Origin of the sequence: Streptomyces sp. NPDC057616 (assembly GCF_042800575.1) — a bacterium.
In the GTDB taxonomy this organism is placed as follows: domain Bacteria; phylum Actinomycetota; class Actinomycetes; order Streptomycetales; family Streptomycetaceae; genus Streptomyces.
Genome location: NZ_JBHVGU010000035.1, coordinates 7,517 through 24,261, shown reverse-complemented (window position 1 = coordinate 24,261; position 16,745 = coordinate 7,517). Strand labels below are relative to the sequence as shown.

19 protein-coding genes and 1 pseudogene are annotated in these 16,745 nt (G+C 72.4%); 6 read left to right on the top strand and 14 right to left on the bottom strand.

Annotated elements, in window-relative coordinates:
- Nucleotides 1-100: 100 nt before the first annotated feature.
- The 3 genes from ACFU97_RS34660 to nadC form a co-directional block, all read right to left on the bottom strand.
- On the bottom strand, nt 101-394 hold the full coding sequence (locus ACFU97_RS34660; protein ID WP_384264548.1) for a DUF1330 domain-containing protein: 294 nt from the start codon (nt 392-394) through the stop codon (nt 101-103).
- A gap of 106 nt (nt 395-500) precedes the next feature.
- Nucleotides 501-1,373, bottom strand: coding sequence for a PhzF family phenazine biosynthesis protein (locus ACFU97_RS34655; RefSeq protein WP_384264547.1), 873 nt, complete (start codon nt 1,371-1,373; stop codon nt 501-503).
- Nucleotides 1,361-2,254: a carboxylating nicotinate-nucleotide diphosphorylase gene (gene nadC / locus ACFU97_RS34650; RefSeq protein ID WP_384264546.1), complete on the bottom strand. Its 894-nt coding sequence runs from the start codon at nt 2,252-2,254 to the stop codon at nt 1,361-1,363. The genes ACFU97_RS34655 and nadC overlap by 13 nt, the downstream gene beginning before the upstream one ends.
- A 468-nt stretch (nt 2,255-2,722) precedes the next feature.
- Between nadC and ACFU97_RS34645 the strand changes: the two genes are divergently transcribed.
- A complete protein-coding gene (locus tag ACFU97_RS34645; protein ID WP_384264545.1) occupies nt 2,723-3,685 on the top strand; it encodes a LysR family transcriptional regulator in 963 nt (320 codons plus the stop codon).
- Between the two features lie 11 nt (nt 3,686-3,696).
- Here the strand turns inward: ACFU97_RS34645 and ACFU97_RS34640 are convergent.
- The 5 genes and pseudogenes from ACFU97_RS34640 to ACFU97_RS34620 all read right to left on the bottom strand — a co-directional run.
- Nucleotides 3,697-3,903, bottom strand: a pseudogene (locus ACFU97_RS34640) (transcriptional regulator); the annotation flags it as partial.
- A gap of 470 nt (nt 3,904-4,373) precedes the next feature.
- Entirely contained in the window at nt 4,374-4,919 is a 546-nt protein-coding gene (locus ACFU97_RS34635; protein WP_384264544.1) for a nitroreductase, read from the bottom strand.
- Between the two features lie 259 nt (nt 4,920-5,178).
- A complete protein-coding gene (locus ACFU97_RS34630) occupies nt 5,179-5,406 on the bottom strand; it encodes a hypothetical protein (protein ID WP_384264542.1) in 228 nt (75 codons plus the stop codon).
- A gap of 32 nt (nt 5,407-5,438) precedes the next feature.
- Nucleotides 5,439-6,665 carry a cytochrome P450 gene (locus tag ACFU97_RS34625; protein ID WP_384264541.1) on the bottom strand — a complete coding sequence of 409 codons (1,227 nt, stop codon included), beginning with the start codon at nt 6,663-6,665 and terminating at the stop codon, nt 5,439-5,441.
- A gap of 55 nt (nt 6,666-6,720) precedes the next feature.
- Nucleotides 6,721-7,128: a hypothetical protein gene (locus tag ACFU97_RS34620; RefSeq protein WP_384264540.1), complete on the bottom strand. Its 408-nt coding sequence runs from the start codon at nt 7,126-7,128 to the stop codon at nt 6,721-6,723.
- A gap of 405 nt (nt 7,129-7,533) precedes the next feature.
- Here ACFU97_RS34620 and ACFU97_RS34615 point away from each other — a divergent pair, with 405 nt between their 5' ends.
- Complete coding sequence (locus ACFU97_RS34615) at nt 7,534-8,082, top strand: hypothetical protein (RefSeq protein WP_384264539.1); 549 nt, start codon at nt 7,534-7,536, stop codon at nt 8,080-8,082.
- A gap of 46 nt (nt 8,083-8,128) precedes the next feature.
- Here ACFU97_RS34615 and ACFU97_RS34610 read toward each other — a convergent pair whose 3' ends face one another.
- A complete protein-coding gene (locus tag ACFU97_RS34610; RefSeq protein ID WP_384264537.1) occupies nt 8,129-8,677 on the bottom strand; it encodes a DinB family protein in 549 nt (182 codons plus the stop codon).
- 265 nt (nt 8,678-8,942) lie between these two features.
- On the opposite strand from ACFU97_RS34610, the gene ACFU97_RS34605 reads away from it, so the two are divergent.
- The 3 genes from ACFU97_RS34605 to ACFU97_RS34595 all read left to right on the top strand — a co-directional run bounded on the left by ACFU97_RS34605 (nt 8,943) and on the right by ACFU97_RS34595 (nt 11,160).
- Nucleotides 8,943-9,269 carry a phosphopantetheine-binding protein gene (locus ACFU97_RS34605; RefSeq protein WP_384264536.1) on the top strand — a complete coding sequence of 109 codons (327 nt, stop codon included), beginning with the start codon at nt 8,943-8,945 and terminating at the stop codon, nt 9,267-9,269.
- Between the two features lie 206 nt (nt 9,270-9,475).
- Nucleotides 9,476-10,231 (top strand): thioesterase II family protein, encoded by a 756-nt coding sequence (locus ACFU97_RS34600; RefSeq protein ID WP_384264535.1) that lies wholly within the window; start codon nt 9,476-9,478, stop codon nt 10,229-10,231.
- A complete protein-coding gene (locus ACFU97_RS34595) occupies nt 10,228-11,160 on the top strand; it encodes a BTAD domain-containing putative transcriptional regulator (protein WP_384264534.1) in 933 nt (310 codons plus the stop codon). Before ACFU97_RS34600 ends, ACFU97_RS34595 begins: the two co-directional genes overlap by 4 nt.
- A gap of 144 nt (nt 11,161-11,304) precedes the next feature.
- Here the strand turns inward: ACFU97_RS34595 and tnpA are convergent, their stop codons facing one another.
- Nucleotides 11,305-11,541, bottom strand: coding sequence for an IS200/IS605 family transposase (gene tnpA, locus ACFU97_RS34590; RefSeq protein WP_384264533.1), 237 nt, complete (start codon nt 11,539-11,541; stop codon nt 11,305-11,307).
- Nucleotides 11,542-11,576: 35 nt separating this feature from the next.
- On the opposite strand from tnpA, the gene ACFU97_RS34585 reads away from it, so the two are divergent.
- Nucleotides 11,577-12,809, top strand: a complete 1,233-nt coding sequence (locus tag ACFU97_RS34585; protein WP_384264531.1) for an RNA-guided endonuclease InsQ/TnpB family protein — start codon at nt 11,577-11,579, stop codon at nt 12,807-12,809.
- Nucleotides 12,810-12,822: 13 nt separating this feature from the next.
- On the opposite strand, the gene ACFU97_RS34580 is transcribed toward ACFU97_RS34585, so the two are convergent.
- From ACFU97_RS34580 to ACFU97_RS34565, 4 genes are all read right to left on the bottom strand, one after another.
- Nucleotides 12,823-13,611 (bottom strand): ABC transporter permease, encoded by a 789-nt coding sequence (locus ACFU97_RS34580; RefSeq protein ID WP_384264530.1) that lies wholly within the window; start codon nt 13,609-13,611, stop codon nt 12,823-12,825.
- Nucleotides 13,608-14,630 carry an ATP-binding cassette domain-containing protein gene (locus tag ACFU97_RS34575; protein ID WP_384264529.1) on the bottom strand — a complete coding sequence of 341 codons (1,023 nt, stop codon included), beginning with the start codon at nt 14,628-14,630 and terminating at the stop codon, nt 13,608-13,610. The genes ACFU97_RS34580 and ACFU97_RS34575 overlap by 4 nt, the downstream gene beginning before the upstream one ends.
- 392 nt (nt 14,631-15,022) lie before the next feature.
- Entirely contained in the window at nt 15,023-15,868 is an 846-nt protein-coding gene (locus ACFU97_RS34570) for a DUF4097 domain-containing protein (protein ID WP_384264528.1), read from the bottom strand.
- 85 nt (nt 15,869-15,953) lie between these two features.
- Nucleotides 15,954-16,472 (bottom strand): hypothetical protein, encoded by a 519-nt coding sequence (locus ACFU97_RS34565; RefSeq protein ID WP_384264527.1) that lies wholly within the window; start codon nt 16,470-16,472, stop codon nt 15,954-15,956.
- Between the last annotated feature and the right edge of the window lie 273 nt (nt 16,473-16,745).

Genomic DNA, 16,745 nt, shown 5'->3' with positions numbered 1-16,745 from the left:
ACGTAAGGTGATGCCCGTTTTGCTCGTTGCGAGCAGGGGGCGTTCACGCGGCCGTAGCCTCCCGGCAGAGTCCTTCAGCGAAGATCTGACCGGACCTCGGTCAGTCGATGCCCTCGACGATGCGGAAGTCGCGCTCGACGCCGTCGCAGAGGGTGACCAGCGCCTCCTGGTAGGCCGCGCTCTCGCGCGCCGCGACGGCCTGCTCGAAGCTGTCGAACTCGATCAGGACGGTGCGCTCGGCGATTCCGGCGTCATGCGCCACGACCCGACCGCCACGGACGAAGGTCCGGCCGCCCGCGGCCTTGACGGCCGGACCGGCCAGCTTGTTGTAGGCAGCCAGCTTCTCAGGGTCTGAAATGGTGCGGTAGACGCTGACCCAGTAGCCCTTGGGCATGGAACCCCCAGTGTCGGGATGAGTACATCTGACTTACGGGTTGGTCTTGGACGAGCGTCGGCGGCCGTCCTCGTTGGTCTGCTGACCGCCGCGAGTCGCCTTCGTATCAGGTGAGCCGGGGAAGGCGGACGGCGCGCGCGATTTCTGCGGCGCCGCCCAGGCGGATCAGGGTGCCGGACGCGCTGCGTTGTGCGTCGGCGATGATCGTGGACGGATGGCCGAGGTGATCGCCCATGTCGACCGCGATGCCGGTGACGCCCTGATCCGCGAGATACGCGGCCAGACATGCGGTGCTGTTGGCGTTGGCGACATCCTCGGGCACGCCGATCGACGGGGCGAACATCCGGGCCGCCGCCCGACCCTCCGCATCGGGCATCGAGTAGGCGTAGCAGCCCAGCAGTCCGTAGCGGTCACAGGCATGGCGCAGTGCCGTGAAGTCCGGACGGAGTTCGGCCAGCACGGCGCGCGATCGCACGGGTACCAGGAGCCGTGGCCGGCCGGGTGAGGCCACGCAGGCGCCGTCGGGAAGGGCTTCGCTCATCAGGCCGAGGGCGGTCGCGATCGCCCGGAGTTCGGGTTCCCCGGCGTCCCGCAGGCTGATCGGGCCCGGGTCGAAAGTGGCCGTCAGTTCGTCGTGTTCTCGCCTCGCCCAGCCCTCGAATACGCGGCGTGTGGTGTGCAGCGCGGCCCGGTAGTCGGTGTCGCCGCTGTAGCGCAGAGCGAGCAGCGCCAGTGCGGCGACTGTGCCGTGACCGCAGGCGGGCAACTCGCCTTCGCCGGTGAAGAACCGGAGCCGATACGAAGGTCGAGCCTGATCCTCGCCGTCCACCGCAGCGATGAAGACCGCGTGCGAGGTGCCTGTCGCAGCGGGGATGCGCCGTCGCTCGGCATCGGTGAAGGGCGCGTCGTCGAGAACGGCGGTCGGACTGCCGCCCTGGCCCTGCCGCCGGCACGCGTCGACGATCGTCACCTCGGGCATGGCGCCGCGTCCATCGTGATCAGCATCGTCAGGTCGAGCGCGGGCGCGCTGTGCGTCAGGGCGCCGATCGAGATGAGGTCGACACCGGCATCGGCGAGGGCGCGAACCCGGTCCAGGGTGACGTTGCCGGAGGCCTCCAGGAGGATCTCCGAACCGCCGCAACGGCCGGCCCTCATTCGCGTCACTTCTTCGATGTCGGCCACCTCCATGTTGTCGAGCATGAGCCAGCCAGCTCCCGCTTCCATGGCTTCGCGGGCCTGCGCGACGCTCTGCACCTCGACGTCGATCGGCACGCTCGTCCCGGAATCGGCCATTCCCTTCCGGGCCGCATTGATCGCCGCGGTCACCCCGCGCGCCGCGGTGATGTGGTTCTCCTTCAGCAGGACCATCGCCGCCAGGGTGAGCCGGTGGTTGCTGCCGCCGCCCGCGCTGACGGCGTACTTGTCCAGCGCCCGCAGCCCCGGGGCGGTCTTGCGGGTGTCCAGGATCCGCGCCGGGGTTCCGGCCACGGCTTGGACGAAGCCGTCGGTGACGGTGGCGATGCCGCACAGGCGCTGCAGGAAGTTCAGCACCGTGCGCTCGGCGGTGATCAGGCTGCGAGCCGATCCGGTCAGCCGCACCAGAACGTCCCCGGCCTGTACCCGCTCGCCGTCCGCGACCAGCGTCTCGACCTCGACCTCCGGGTCGGTCTGGGCGAAAACTTCGTGGACCACGGGGATTCCGGCGGCGACACCGGGCTGGCGGGTGCTGATCTCGGCGGTGGCGATCAGATCGGCCGGGACGCTCCACAAGGTGGTGATGTCGTCGGCGGCCCTGTCCTCCGTCAAGGCGGCGGCCACACCGGCCCGCGCTGACGACGCGGGGAACTCGGCGATCTTCATGGGTGGTCACTCAGCTCTCAGAGATTGGTCATCGGACCGGCGAGGCCGTGGATGGCTGCCCCGAGCGTCGGGTGGGCAGGGATGTTCCCGGCGATCCCGTGCGCTGTGAGATCCCACATCCGTGCCGGCGTCAGCTCGGGCAGGAGCGCTGGAACGCCACGCGGTAGTCGAGGCTGATGGGCTCTCGGAGCGGATGCCGAACGGGCCGGCCTCCTTGGTGATGTTGTGTGCCAGTTCGGCGTTGCGCAGCAGGGCCTTGGAACCGAGGACGACGACGTCATCGTGGGTGGTGGCGGCAACGACCCCGACGCCGGCGTGGGAAGAGGGATCGTCCATGACGTGTTGCTCCGTTCAACAGGACCGGATCGAATCTTCGGCCCCAGTAGAACCCCCGCGATCCAGTCCACGCCAATAGCCCCACGAGGCCGGCCCATAGGCTCGGACCTATCGCGAGAGCTAGGAGCGGACATGCACGACCACCAAGGCGTCGAACTTCGTCATCTCCGCTACTTCGTCGCCGTCGCCGAGGAGGGCACGATGACGAAGGCCGCACGGGTGCTGCGGATCGCGCAGCCCAGCCTGAGCCAGCAGATCAGCACCCTGGAACGCCGAGTCGGGGCCAAGCTGTTCCACCGCAGGCCCAAGGGGATGGAGCTGACCGAGGGCGGCCGGATCCTGTACGCGAGCGCCAGTCGTACTCTGGCCGAGATCGAGTCGTCGCTGGTGCAGGCGCGCGACGGGCGCTGTCCGGTGCACGTAGGGGTCTGCGGCACCGTTCCGGAGCACTTGCTGGCGCGGGTCGAGCGGGTCCTGGCCGAAGACGGATACCCGGACGTCGAGTTCGCCGAGGCCGACTCCCCGCAGCAGCTCGACCTGTTACGGACCGGCACCCTGGCCTTCGGGGTGATGCGCGTCATCCACGACATCGACGACCTGGCCATGCTGACCCTGGCCGACGAGCCGCTCGGCGTGCTGCTGCGCCCCGACCACCCGCTGGCCGACCACGCGGCCCTGTCCTGGGCCGACCTCGCGGGCCAGGAACTGCTGTGGTTCCCGGCCGAGCGCAACCCGCACTTCGTCGAAGGCGTCCTGGCCCACCTCGCCGGCCACGGCTGGTCACCACGGCTACGTACCGTCGACGCGCACAGCCGGGCCCTGTACCGCCACCACCTGCGCAACAGCCAGAACCTGATCACCCTGCGAGCCCGGACCGCCGTCACGGCGGATAGCGGAATGGCATGGCGACCGTTCGTGTCCGACCCGCCGCGCGAACGCTTCGCCCTGGTCACTCCCGGCGACAGCCCTTGGGCGGGGTTGTTGGCCCGCTCGGGCGGCCGGTCATCCGATGACGGCGTCATCGGTGGACCCGGTCGGCGCGCGGCGAGCTTCCCGAGCGCCGCCTCGTCGGCGCTGCCGGGCTCGGCCGGGTAGACCGTCATCCGCCGGCCGTCGTCGCCGAATCGCATGACCTCGATGACCAGCGTCAGGCCGCCGGCCTCGGGGCCCCGGAAGTGCTTGGGTTCGCCGCGCCGCACCGGTACCTCGTGGCGGTCCCACCTCGCGCCGCACTCCGTGCACTCGCGGCGGAACTCCTCGACCCGTGCCCAAAGTTCAGGCGCGTCGGGATCCTCGGCGGCAGGGGCGCGCATGCTCGCCACCGAACTGCGTCCCCGCAGATCCCAGTCGGCGAACAGGCCGCCCGCACCCGCAGCGGGACGCCGGCCGCGGCGAGCACCGCCCTGATCTGCCGGCAGGCCGGATGGTCCGGCAGTTCGGCCTCCGGCGGTGGGGGTGGCGGCGGATCGGGCAGGTCCAGCAGCGTCATGCGGGTGATCCGGAGCTCCTCGGCCTCCCGGCCGTACCCCTCCAGCAGCGCGGTCAGCAGCGGTCCGCTCCGCGATCTCCTCGCCGGCCTGTTCGGCCTGCGCGTGATCGGCGGGGAGCCGACCCTGGGCGCGGTGCCTGCCCGGCTGGAGGAGCGCGAGCGGGAGGTCGCCGGGCACCAGCCCGCCTCGTCCGTCTCCCGGGTGCACCGGGCCATGAGTGACCGGATGTCGCGAATGCTGACCGGCACCTCCACCCCCACCCGACGGTATGGACGGCTCCGCTCAGCGGGACGTCACCGGGACACGGCCCCCGCCACCGGCGCGGCGCGCCGGGAGACCAGGTCGGCGATGTCGGCCAACGGGCGGCGCACCAGGGCCTGCGGTGCGTCCGGGCGGCCGATGGTCAGCAGGCCCAACAGGCTTTCCCCGGCGCCGAGTTCGGGCAGACTGCGGGTGGAGGCGGTGCGGGTGGCGAGGTCGGCGGGCTGCCAGGAACTGGCGTAGCCGCGGGCGTGCAGCAGCAGTTCGAGCGCGTTCAGCGCCGTGTAGACGCGGCGGGTGCGCTCGCCGTCCGACAGGTGCGGGGCGCGGGCGGGCACCAGGACCAGCACGGCCCGCAGCGGCCCACCGCCGGCCGCCGCCCCACCACCGCTGCCGGCGCCGGGGTTGTCGCCGGTGACGTCGCCGGTGCTGTCGAGGATCCAGTGCCAGGGGTGGGGGCCCTCGCCGCAGGCCGCGGCCGCCCCCTTGAGCAGGTAGCGCAGTTCCTCGTCACCCGGTGCCGGGCCGGACAGACGGGCCGGGGCGGGGCGGGTGAGCAGGGCTGTCATGACGTCCACGTGGCACCTCCGGGTTCGGTGTGGGCCGTGTAGCCGACGGCGTGGGGTGAGCGCCGGGGCCGTGATGACGCTCCATGCTCCCAGGGGGCGGCTGCCGGGGCTGAGCCAACCACCCCCGTCTGGACCAGGAGTCGAAGCGGCCTCGAGCGGCATTCCGTCCTCCGGGGCAGGGCCCCGCCCCCACCGGCGGCGGCAGATGACATACGTGTGCCCGCCCGCCCCGGATGGGCGGACGGGCACACGGCCGGGACAGGGCCGGCTACACCTCGTCGGTGGCGAACAGTTCGAGGTGGCCGCACTTGGGGCACCGGTAGGCCTCTATCCGCCGGCGGGGCCGGCCCATCCGTTTGGCGCCGCCGAAGATGCCCCGCTCCAGCGCGCCCTCGATCCAGCGCGCGTACCCGCGCGCATGCTCGCCGGCGTCCTCGATGAAGCCCTCCGCCAGGCCGGGGGTGGCGCAGTGCGTGCAGGTGAGGTTGATCGTCATCCCGGTGAGTGTAGGGACCAGGTGCTACGGGACTACGGCTCGATGTCGCTCCAGGTGACCGGGAGTTCGTGGACGCCGTAGATGTTCATGTTGGTGCGCAGCCGCACGTCGCCCGCGGGGACGGCGAGTTGGAGGGTGGGGAAGCGGCGCAGCAGGCCGGTGAGGCCGGCGCGCATCTCCAGGCGGGCCAGCTGGCCGCCCAGGCACTGGTGGATGCCGTGGCCGAAGGAGAGGTGGCCGCGGGCCTGGCGGTGCACGTCCAGGGTGTCGGGGTCCTCGAACCGCTTGGGGTCGCGGTTGGCGGCCAGCAGCGAGACCACGACGGTCGCCCCCCTGGCGATGCGCTCGCCGCCCAGCTCGATGTCCTCGGTGGCGTAGCGGAAGAAGATGTCGGCGACCGAGAGGTAGCGCAGCAGCTCCTCGACGGCGCCGGGCATCAGGCCGGGCCGGGCGCGCAGTTCGCTCATCTGCCCGGGGTGCTCCAGCAGCGCGAAGGCGCCCAGGCCCAGCATGTTGACGGTGGTCTCGTGGCCGGCGAGGAGCAACAGGAAGGCGATGCCGGTCAGTTCCTCCAGGGTGAGGTCGTCGCGGCGGGCCAGGTCGGAGAGGATGTCCTCGCCGGGGGCGGCGCGTTTGCGGGCGACGAGTTCGGCGAGGTAGGTGGTCAGGCCGGTGTAGGCGGCGATCTTCTCGTCGAGCGCGACGTCCTTCTCCATGAACGTGGCCGAGTTCGCCTGGAAGCTGTGGCGGTCCTCGTAGGGGACGCCGAGCATCTCGCAGATCACCAGCAGCGGCACCGGCAGCGCGAACTCCTTGACCAGGTCGACCGGCGGGGCCAGTTGGGCCATCCGCTCCAGCTGCCGCTCGGCGATGTCGGTGACGTGCTGCTCGAGTTCCTTCATGCGCTTGGCGGTGAAGGCGCCGATCAGCATGCGCCGCAGCCGGGTGTGGTCGGGCGGGTCCATGCTGATGAACAGGCCCGGGATCTGCGGGGAGGGCTCGGTGACCGCGGGCATGCCGGGCACCTCGTAGGGGATGTGCAGGGGGCCGATGTCCTGGCGGGAGCTGAAGCGGGTGTCGGCCATCAGCGCGCGGACCGCGCTGTAGCCGGTGACCAGCCAGCCCTCGTGGCCGTCGGGGAAGACCAGGGGGCTGACCGGGCGTGCCTCCCGCAGCCGGGTGAGGGCGCGGGGCGGGTCGAAGGGGCCCGCGTCGCGGTCCATGGGCAGGCCGTGGGGGACGGGAGGCGTCTGGCTCATCGGTTCGGCTCTTCCTTTCGTCGGGGCCGGGCTGCGGCCGCGCACGGGTGCGGGGTCAGGCGGCGTCGAGGGCGCCGGTGATCTTGCGGGCCATGGCCTCCAGCGCGGGGCCGGGTCCGCCCTTGCCCGCACCGGCGCCGGCCTCGACGGCGACCAGGACGGTGCTGCGGAAGTTGTCCGCCTCCTCGGGCGCCTGCTTCTTCAGCAGGGCGACCGAGGCGGTCAGCGCGGGCAGCACCCGGTCGGCGAGCTCCGCCGCGGACTTGCCGCCCAGATCCCCCACCGAGGACTTCTCCGCCAGCACGTGCCCGACCAGGCCGGTCGCGGAGGTCAGCGCGATGCTGCCCTGGGTGGCCACCTTGTGCGGCGAGGCCGCACCCGCGGCCGCCGACATCAGGGCAACCGCACCGTAGGCCGCGGTGCGCAGGGTGGTCTTGTCCTGGTCGCTGAGGGTCACAGACATGAGGAACTCCTAGAAGAGAAGAAAGGGGTGGCGTGAAAAGAGGGGCGTACGCCGTTGTCGGCGCCGCTCCGATTCCGTGGCTCCAGCATGGCACATGCATGGCGCCATGGCGAGCCATTTTCCGTCAAGCCGCGGCGACGGGAGGGCCACCGCCCGGCAAAACCGCGCGGAGCGGCAGGTCAACGACCCCCTTCCGGGCCCGGGACGGTTTTGCGCCACGGCGCGGCCGGATCCCGAACCGCCGCCGCGTGCAGTGCTGTTGACGGTTCTGCCTGCGCCTTTACGACCTCTCCCCCGCCGTGGGGCCATGGATGGCACCGGCGGTGCCGATAAGGACTACACGTGACACACATTGTGTGCCATAGTGGCGCCATCGAGAGGACGGCGATCACAAAGGGGCGGGTCATGCAGACAGCACGGAACCAGCAGCAGACGGCGCCCGGCGCCGTCGCCGCGTTCGCCCGCTTCGTGCTCTGCGGCGGCGGCGTGGGGCTCGCCTCCAGCTTCGCCGTGGCGGCCGCCGCCTCCTGGATGCCCTGGGCACTGGCCAACGCCGTGATCACCGTGGCGTCCACCGTCCTGGCCACCGAACTGCACGCCCGCTTCACCTTCGGTGCGGGCCGGCACGCCACCTGGCGCCAGCACACGCAGTCGGCCGGGTCCGCGGCGGCCGCGTACGCGGTGACCTGCGCGGCGATGGCCGTCCTGCAGCTGCTGGTCGCGGCCCCCGGTGCGGTGCTCGAGCAGGCCGTCTACCTGAGCGCCTCGGCCCTCGCCGGTGTCGCCCGGTTCGCGGTGCTGCGCGTGGTGGTCTTCGCCCGCGGCCGCGCCCAGGCCGCGGCCCCCGCCGCCGTGACCGGCCCCGCACTCGCCCCCGCCCCCGCCGCCGCTCCTGTGCCCGCCCCCGCCGCCGCGCTCGTCGCCTCCCCCGCCGTGCTCTGCCCCGCCGCCTGACCTGCGCACGCCGTGCGCGGCCGGGCGGCCGGGGCGCCGGGGGGCGTCAGTCCCCCTCCTCCAGCTCGTCCAGGGTGAGTTGGCGGTGATGGAAGTCGAAGTGCCGGGTGGGATAGCGGTAGAGGTCGGCGAGCGTCATGAAGTCCCGGAAGAGGGGGTCCCAGCGGACCGGGTAGTGCATGCCGCGCACGAGCGCGGCCTCGGGCTCGGCCGCGAGTCTGCGCTCGAGCCGGCCGGTGACACGGTCGAACTTGGCGGCCATCCGCCGCGGCCCGTAGACCTTCGCGGCGCCCACCGGGCCGAGGTAGTTGACGAGGTCGAACGGGACCGTCGCGGCGTTCAGCAGCCGGGCGAACCACCGGCCGGCCCCGTCGGGAAGGCGCCCGAAGACCCGGACCAGGACCAGCAGCCGCAGGACGATCATGTAGCCGAAGAGCATGTGCCACAGCAGCTGCTTGTTGGTCCAGCGGGTGCCGTCGGTGCGCCGGGCGAGGTCGGCTTCGCCGGCCTGCTCCAGGAGCCGGTGGAAGGTGCGCCGGGCGCGGTCGTAGTCGTCGTGGACCGCCTGCCGGTCCATCGGGTCCGCGTTCGCCATGGTCCTCCGCTCCCGCCACCGGCCCGGATGCGTCCGGATGCGTTCCGGGGCTGTCGATGATGCCCGCATTCCGGGCCGGCGGCGCCCCTCCGGTGCGGGATCGGCGACGCGTTCGCCACCACGCCGGACGGTGCGCTCACCCCCGGGGGCGGACGCGTTCGAACGGCGGTCGACGGCCGCTCGAGCGGAGGCGGGCACCGTGGCAACGGCCCGCAGCCCTCTGCGCGGCCGTCGACCGTACCGGCAGCAGGAAGGAAGTCCGCCCATGGGCCAGACTCCGTGGAACGCGAGGTTCGAGGCCATCCTCCGCCAGGGCCTGCCCGCCCTGGGCAAGGACAAGGCACCCGCCGCCGACGTACCGATGGAGACCTACGGGCTGGACTCCATGGCCCTCATCGGCATCGTCAGCGCCCTGGAGACCGCCTACGGCGTCAGCCTCGCCGGCCAGGTCACCGTGCCCGTACGCACCCTGACGGCAGGTCAGCTGTGGGGCATCGTCTCCGGCGCGCTGCAGCCGGCCTGGGACGCCGGCCCCACCCCGACCCCCTCCGGTCCCGCCTCGCGCGGCCCGGCCCCCTGGGTCATGGCCTGACAAACGGGCCACAGGCCCCGGGCGGCGGGCGGCGGGCAGGCGCCGTCCGGCGCGGCCCGCCTCGAGAACGCCTGCACAGGACATCGAGAACGACTCGAGACGGCGGCCGGCCCGGCCGCCGTCCGGCTATCGTCCCCACTGCCCCCTTCCGCTCCGCGACCAGGCCGCCGGGCCGGATGCCGGGGCGTCTCGCTCCTGGAGTCGTCATGCCGAAGGCCGAAGAGCCTCAGCTGCGCCTGTTCGTCTTCCACCACTCCGGTGGCTCGCATCTGATGTACCGCGACTGGCCCTCCGCCTTCCCGGCCGGCTGGGACGTGCAGATCCCCGACGCGCCGGGCCGCGGCCCCCGCGACGAACGCCCCGCGCTCAGCGACACCGGCGCCCTCCTCGACCACTTCCTGGCCGAGCTGGAGGACCGGCTGACGGGCCGCTTCGCCTTCTTCGGGCACAGCATGGGCGGGATGGTCGCCTACGAACTGACCCGCCGGCTCCTCGAGTCGGGCCGCACCCCGCCGCTCTGGCTCGGCGTGTCCGCACGCGGCACACTGCACCCCGAGGGCGACCCGGCACGCCGCTACCTGCTCTCCGACGACGACCTGCGCCGCGAGCTGATGGCGATGGGCGGCTCCTCGTCCTCGGTGCTCGAGCACGAGGAACTGTGGGAGCTGTTCCGGCCGATCATCCGCTCCGACCTGCACCTGAGCGAGAGCTGGCGCACGCCGCCGCTGACCGCGCCGCTGCCGGTGCCGCTGTCGGTGTTCGGCGGCACCCGGGACCACGTGGCGCCCCCGCACCGCCTGGACGGCTGGGCCGCCACCACCGCGCACTTTTTGGGCCGGCACCTCTTCGACGGCGGCCACTTCTACTTCCACGACCACCTGCCCCAGCTCGCCGCACAGATCCAGGACGACGTCCGCCGCGCCCTGCTGCTCGCCCGGGCCCCGTCCGGGACGGCCCGATGAGCGTCCTCGGCCTCGCCGCACCGGCCCCGGCCCCGGCCCGCGGCGGGGCGACCGAGTTCCGGCTGCTCGGCCCGGTGGCCGTGCACGACCCCGCGACCGGGGCGGGCATCATGCCCTCCGGGCCCAAACAGCGCGCCCTGCTCGCCACCCTGGTCGTCCACGCCGGCCGGCGCCTGCCCGCGGAGCGCCTGGTGGAGGAGCTGTGGGGCGAACGGCCCCCCGCCAACGCCCCCAACGCCCTGCAGTCCCACGTCGCCCGGCTGCGCCGGCTGCTGCCCTCCCCCGGCGGCCACGAGTGGATCAGCACCCTGCCCACCGGCTACCTGCTCGCCCTCGGCCCCGCCTCCACCGACGTGCAGCGCTTCACCCAGCTGTCCGCACAGGGCCGCGCCGCCGTCCCCGACGACCCCCGCCACGCCGTCGAACTCCTCGGCCGCGCCCTGTCCTTGTGGCACGGCGCCGCCCTCCAGGACAGCTGCCACGGCCCGCTGTGCACGGCCGAGGCGGACCGCCTGGAGGAACAGCGCCTGACCACCCTGGAGGCCCTGTACGAGGCGAGCCTGAACTGCGGCCGGCACACCGAGATCACCAGCGACCTGGAACGGCTGACCGCCGACCACCCGCTGCGCGAACGCTTCTACGACCTGCTGATGGCCGCCCTGTACCGGTGCGGCCGGCAGGCCGAGGCCCTCGGCGTCTACGAACGCGCCCGCCGCCACCTGGTCACCACCCTCGGCATCGAACCCGGCCCGGCCCTGCGCTGCCGCATGGAGGCCGTCCTCACCCACGCCCACTCCCCCGCCCCCGGGCGGTCCGCCGCGGCCGGCATGGCGGCGGAGCTGGCCCAGCTGCAGGCCCGCATCGACCAACTGGTACGCGACCAGCAGGACTTGCTGCGCAGGATGCGGCAGCACCGCCCCGGCCCCTGACACCGCGGCGCCCGCCCGCGGACGGCGGGCGGCTACCGGGCCTATTCGCAGTGCACCGGGCTTCAGCCCGGTAGTGAAGCGAATCTGAGAACTCCTCTGACCTCGGCTGTGTGCACGGATTCGCACTGTTGCCCTCAGCCCGGGTCAGAGCGGCCCACTCTGTTGCTCGATGTACTGCTTCACGATGCTGAGCGGCGCACCGCCGACCGACCCGGCGAAGTACGAGCCGGACCACAGACGCTGTGCCCGCCAGTAGTGGCGGACGAGGTCGGGGAACTCCTGGCGGAGCCTGCGGGAGGACACGCCCTTGAGAGAGTTCACCAGCCTGGACACGGCGACCTTCGGAGGGAATACAGCGACGACCCGCACGAACGTTCCCATCGATACCCATAAACCAACTGCGTACCGTGATCCTCGTGCAGCTTCGGTACAGCTTCCGCTTGTACCCGAGCACCGGTCAGCGCACGGCGTTGGCGAAGGCGTTCGGGTGCGCGCGGGTGGTCTACAACGACGCACTCCGCGCTCGGGAGACCGCCCGCAGCGAAGGAATGCCGTTCCCGAAGACCGGCGACCTGTCGAGGCTGTTGATCACCGAGGCGAAGAACACTCCGGAGCGGGCCTGGCTCGGCGAGGTGTCGGCTGTGATCCTTCAACAGTCCCTGCGGGACCTGGACGCCGCGTACCGGAACTTCTTCGACGGGCTTAAGGGCAAGCGTCCCCGCATGGGCGCACCCCGATACAAGTCGAAGAGGGACACCCGGCAGGCGGTCCGGTTCACCACGAACGCCCGCTGGTCGATCACGCCGGGGCAGAAGCTGCGCCTTCCGAAGATCGGCGACCTGAAGGTGAAGTGGTCCCGCACGCTGCCCTCGACGCCGTCCACGGTGACGGTGGTCAAAGATGCGGCCGGGCGGTACTTCGCGAGCTTCGTCGTCGAGACGGACGCCTCCGAGGTGCTGCCGGAGACCACACCAGAGCTGGGCATCGGCCTCGGCCTCCGGCACTTCGCCGCCCTGTCGGACGGGACGAAGGTCGACAGCCCGCGTTTCCTGCGCCGGGCCGAGAAGCGCCTGAAGAAGGCGCAGCGGGCCCTCTCCCGGAAGGAGAAGGGCAGCAACAACAGGAGCAAGGCCAGGGTGAAGGTCGCTCGCGCTCACGCACGGGTCGCCGACGCGCGCCACGGGTTTCACCACCAGCTCTCCACGAAGCTGATCCGCGAGAACCAAGCGGTCGCAGTGGAAGACCTGTGCGTGAAGGGGCTTGCACGTACGCGCCTGGCCAAGTCCGTGCACGACGCCGGGTGGTCGGCGTTTGTGGACATGCTGGAGTACAAAGCCGCCCGGTACGGGCGGTCGTTCATCCGGATCGGCCGCTTCGAGCCCACCTCCCAGGTGTGTTCCGGGTGCGGCGTCAAGAACGGCCCCAAGCCCCTCAGCGTCCGCGTGTGGACCTGTGGGGCGTGCGGGGCCGTCCTGGACCGGGACATCAATGCGGCGGTCAACGTCGCCAAGGCCGCCGGGCTGGCGGTTACAGCCTGTGGAGCGCAGGTAAGACCGGGACTCGTCCCGGCGCCGCGCAGCGAAGCAGGAACCCATCCGAAGCGACCCACACGACTTGTGTGCGAGCAGGCGGGAATCCCCGGCCTTTAGGCCGGGGAGGATGTCAATTCGGGCCCGTGTTGAACTTCGCGGCCGACCAGAAGTAGCCGAGGACGGCCAGGCCCGCGCACCAGGCCAGGGCGAGCCAGCCGTTGTGGCCGATCGCGGTGCCCAGCAGGAGGCCGCGCAGGGTCTCGATGGCGGGTGTGAAGGGCTGGTACTCGGCGACCGGCTGGAACCAGCCCGGCATGGAGTGCAGCGGCACGAAGGTGCTGGAGATGAGCGGGAGGAAGATCAGCGGCATCGCGTTGTTGCTGGCCGCCTCCGCGCTCGGGCTGACCAGGCCCATGCCGACCGCGATCCAGGTCAGCGCCGTCGCGAACAGGGTGATCAGGCCGAAGGCGGCCACCCATTCCAGGACGGTGGCGTCGGTGGAGCGGAAGCCGATCGCCACCGCGACCGCGCCGACCAGGACCACGCTCAGCACGCACTGCAGCACGCTGCCCACGACATGACCGATGATCACCGAGCCGCGGTGGATCGCCATGGTGCGGAAGCGGGCGATGATGCCCTCGGTCATGTCGTTGGAGACGGACACCGCGGTGCCGATCGTGGTGGAGCCCACCGTCATCAGCAGCAGCCCCGGCACCAGGTAGGCGACGTAGTCGGCGCGGTCGGCGCCGCCGCCCAGGCCCGCGCTCATCGCGTTGCCGAAGATGTAGACGAACAGCAGCAGCAGCATGACCGGTGTCAGCAGCAGGTTCAGGGTCAGGGAGGGGTAGCGGCGGGCGTGCAGCAGGTTGCGGCGCAGCATCGTGGACGAGTCGCGCACGGCGAGGGAGAGGGAGCTCATCGCAGGGCCTCCTTGGCCGGGTCGGAAGCAGTGGTGGCGGTGGTGGTGGTGTCGGTCAGGGCGAAGAACACGTCGTCGAGGTCGGGGGTGTGCACGGTCAGTTCGTCCGCCTCGATGCCGGCCGCCTCCAGCCAGTCGAGGATGGAGCGCAGTTCGCGCTGGCTGCCGTCGCTGGGCAGTTGCAGGGCGAGCGCCTCGTCGTCGCGGCCGGCCTCGCCCAGCGCGGCGGCGGCCGAGCGGTAGGCGGCCGGGTCGGTGAAGCGCAGCCGGACGTGGCCGCCCGGGATGAGCCGCTTGAGCTCCTCGGCGCTGCCCTCGGCGGCGATCCGCCCGTCGTGCAGGACGGCGATGCGGTCGGCGAGTTCGTCGGCCTCCTCCAGGTACTGGGTGGTGAGGAAGACGGTGACGCCGCCGGTGACCAGCTCGCGGATGATGCCCCACATGGTGTGGCGGGAGCGGGGGTCCAGGCCGGTGGTCGGCTCGTCGAGGAAGATGATCCGCGGGCTGCCGACCAGGGTCATGGCGATGTCGAGGCGGCGCTTCATGCCGCCGGAGTAGGTGGAGGCGGGCTTGCGGGCGGCGTCGGTGAGGTCGAAGCGCTCCAGCAACTCGGCGGCCACGCGGCGTCCTTCGCGCCGGGAGAGGTGGTGCAGGTCGGCCATCAGGAGCATGTTCTCCTCGCCGGTGATCAGGCCGTCGACGGCGGAGAACTGCCCGGTGACACCGATCGCGGCGCGCACGGCCTGCGGGTCGGCGGCGAGGTCGTGGCCGCCGACCCGGATCGGGCCGGAGGCGTCGTCCGCGCAGATGAGGGTGGACAGGATCTGCACGGTGGTGGTCTTGCCGGCACCGTTCGGGCCCAGCAGCGCGAACACGGAGCCGGCCGGGATGTGCAGGTCGATGCCGTCGAGCACGGTCTTGTCGCCGTAGGACTTGCGCAGACCGGTGGCGGAGACGGCGACGGGCGCGGGCGGGCACCCACCCGCCCGTGTGGACGTGGGCATGACAGAAGAAGGCATGGCGGCCTCCCTTTCGACGGTTGGGGCGACGCGGGTGAAGTGGATGAGGTGGGTGCCGGGAGGCCGGGGCCCGGGGGGCGGGGCCGGGTGCCCGGGTGCCCGGGAGCCCGGGGCGAACGGCCGGGCTCCGGCGGCGAGTTGGCCGTCACGGCCGGCGGGCCAGGGGCCCGCAGGACGGGGCGAGCGGCCCGGCCCCGGCCCCGGCCCCGGCCCGGGAGGGGTGAACCACCAAGGCCGGTGGGCGCGTTGGCCCGCACAGTCAGGGTCAGGGGGCCGGGGGCCGGCCGGTCGAGGCCGACGGTCGAGGCCGACGGTCGAGGCCGACGGTCGAGGCCGACGGTCGAGGGGCCTGGACCGGGGGCCTGGACCGGGGGCCGAGAAACCCCGGAGGGTCAGGACTTGGCGCGGCGGACGTCGATGTTGCCGTGCCGGGTGCGGGCGCGGATGTTGACGGTCTCCTCGCTCTGGTCGGGGCTCTGCGACGCGGTGAGCGTGTTGCGCACCTGCCCGGAGCCCGCGCTGACGTCGAGCCAGGCGGCGGTGCCCTCCCGCACGCCGACCTCGATGGCGCCGTAGGAGGTCTCCAACTGCACGGTGCCGCGGGCGACTTCGGCGACCCGCAGGGTGCCGTGGGCGGTGGTCGCGGTGACCGAGCCCTCGGCGCGCGCGATGTCGATGTCGCCGTTGGCGCCGCTCACCCGCAGCTCGCCGATGGCGGCGGCGACGGTCGTGGTGCCGTGCGAGTTCTTCAGCACGGCCGGCCCGTCGACGAGGCCGACGCGCATGCTGCCGGAGCTGGTGGTGATCTCGGCCATGCCCTCGACGCGGTCGACGGTGATCGAGCCGTGCGAGGCGGTCAGCTGCAGCGGGCCGGTGGCATCCAGGCGGACGTCGCCGGAGGAGGTCTTCACCCGCACCTCGCCGAGCCGGCCCTCGCCCAGGACCTGGGCCCAGGCGCCGGTCATGTCGATGCGCGAGCCGGCGGGCAGCTCGACCGTCACGTCGACGGTGCCGGTGCGGCCCAGCAGGTAGCGCTGCTTGGGGGTGCGCACGGTCAGCGCCCCGCCCGCGAAGGAGACTTCGGTCTGCTCGGCGGTGCGGGCGTCCTGGTCCTTCTTCGGGTCGCGGGGCCGTACCTCGACGACGGTGTCGGTGCGCTCGCTCGCGGTGAACTGGATGGAACCGGCCTCCACGCGGGCGGTGACCGCGATGGGTTCGGGCGTGTCGAAAACAGGCATGGCTGTACCGTCCTCATGGGTCCTTGGGTCGTCCCCGCAGGTGGGACGTGGTGTGGGTGGCGTGGTGGTGCGGGCGGGGGCGCGGCTAGCGCACCCAGCCCGTGAAGCTCTGTCCGACGGCCTGGGTCTTCTCCGGCGTACGCGGCCGGGTGGTGCCGTCGACCGCGGCCGACACGGCGCGCACCAGCCAGGCGTTGACCGACAGGCCCTCACGGCCGGCGGCCTCCTCGGCGCGTGCCTTGAGGTGGGCCGGCAGGCGCAGGTTGACGCGGGCGGTGCCGCTGTCGTCGCCGTCGGCGGGCAGCGGGGCCCTGAGCACGTCGGCGGGCTCCGGCGGCTGCGCGGCGCTGCCGCTGTCGGTGGGCGGCGGCGTCACCACGAAGTCGGGGTCGAGCCCGCGCAGCCGTACGTCCACCGAACCGGGGGCGAGCTCGCGGGTGATCTCGTCCATCGCGGCGGAGAGCACGTTGAGCAGGGTCAGACGGGTCGCCGACTCCAGCGGGGCGGTGAGCCGCTCGGCCAGCTCGCGGGCGTCCTCCCCGCCGGCCTCGGCGGCCACCGCGAGTTCGCGGCGGAGGGTGTCGACATACGGCGTGAGATCCATGACGCCATCATTGCACCACAATGGCGCCATGCGCAAGGAGGAATGGTGCCGCGGGCGGGTGGAGACCCTCGTCGACCGCTCTACCTGCGTAAACGCGGAAAGGGCGACGCGGTTCGCCGTGTCGCCGTGGCCGTCCGGGCGCTGCCGGGAGCCGGGAATGGTGCCATGTGGTGCCGGACGGTGCCGCTTGGTGTCATCCGGCATCAGGGCGGGAGCAGCGGGGGCGAGGAGGGAAGCCAGGGGAACGCCCCCCTCCGCGCCGCCCCCCCCCCC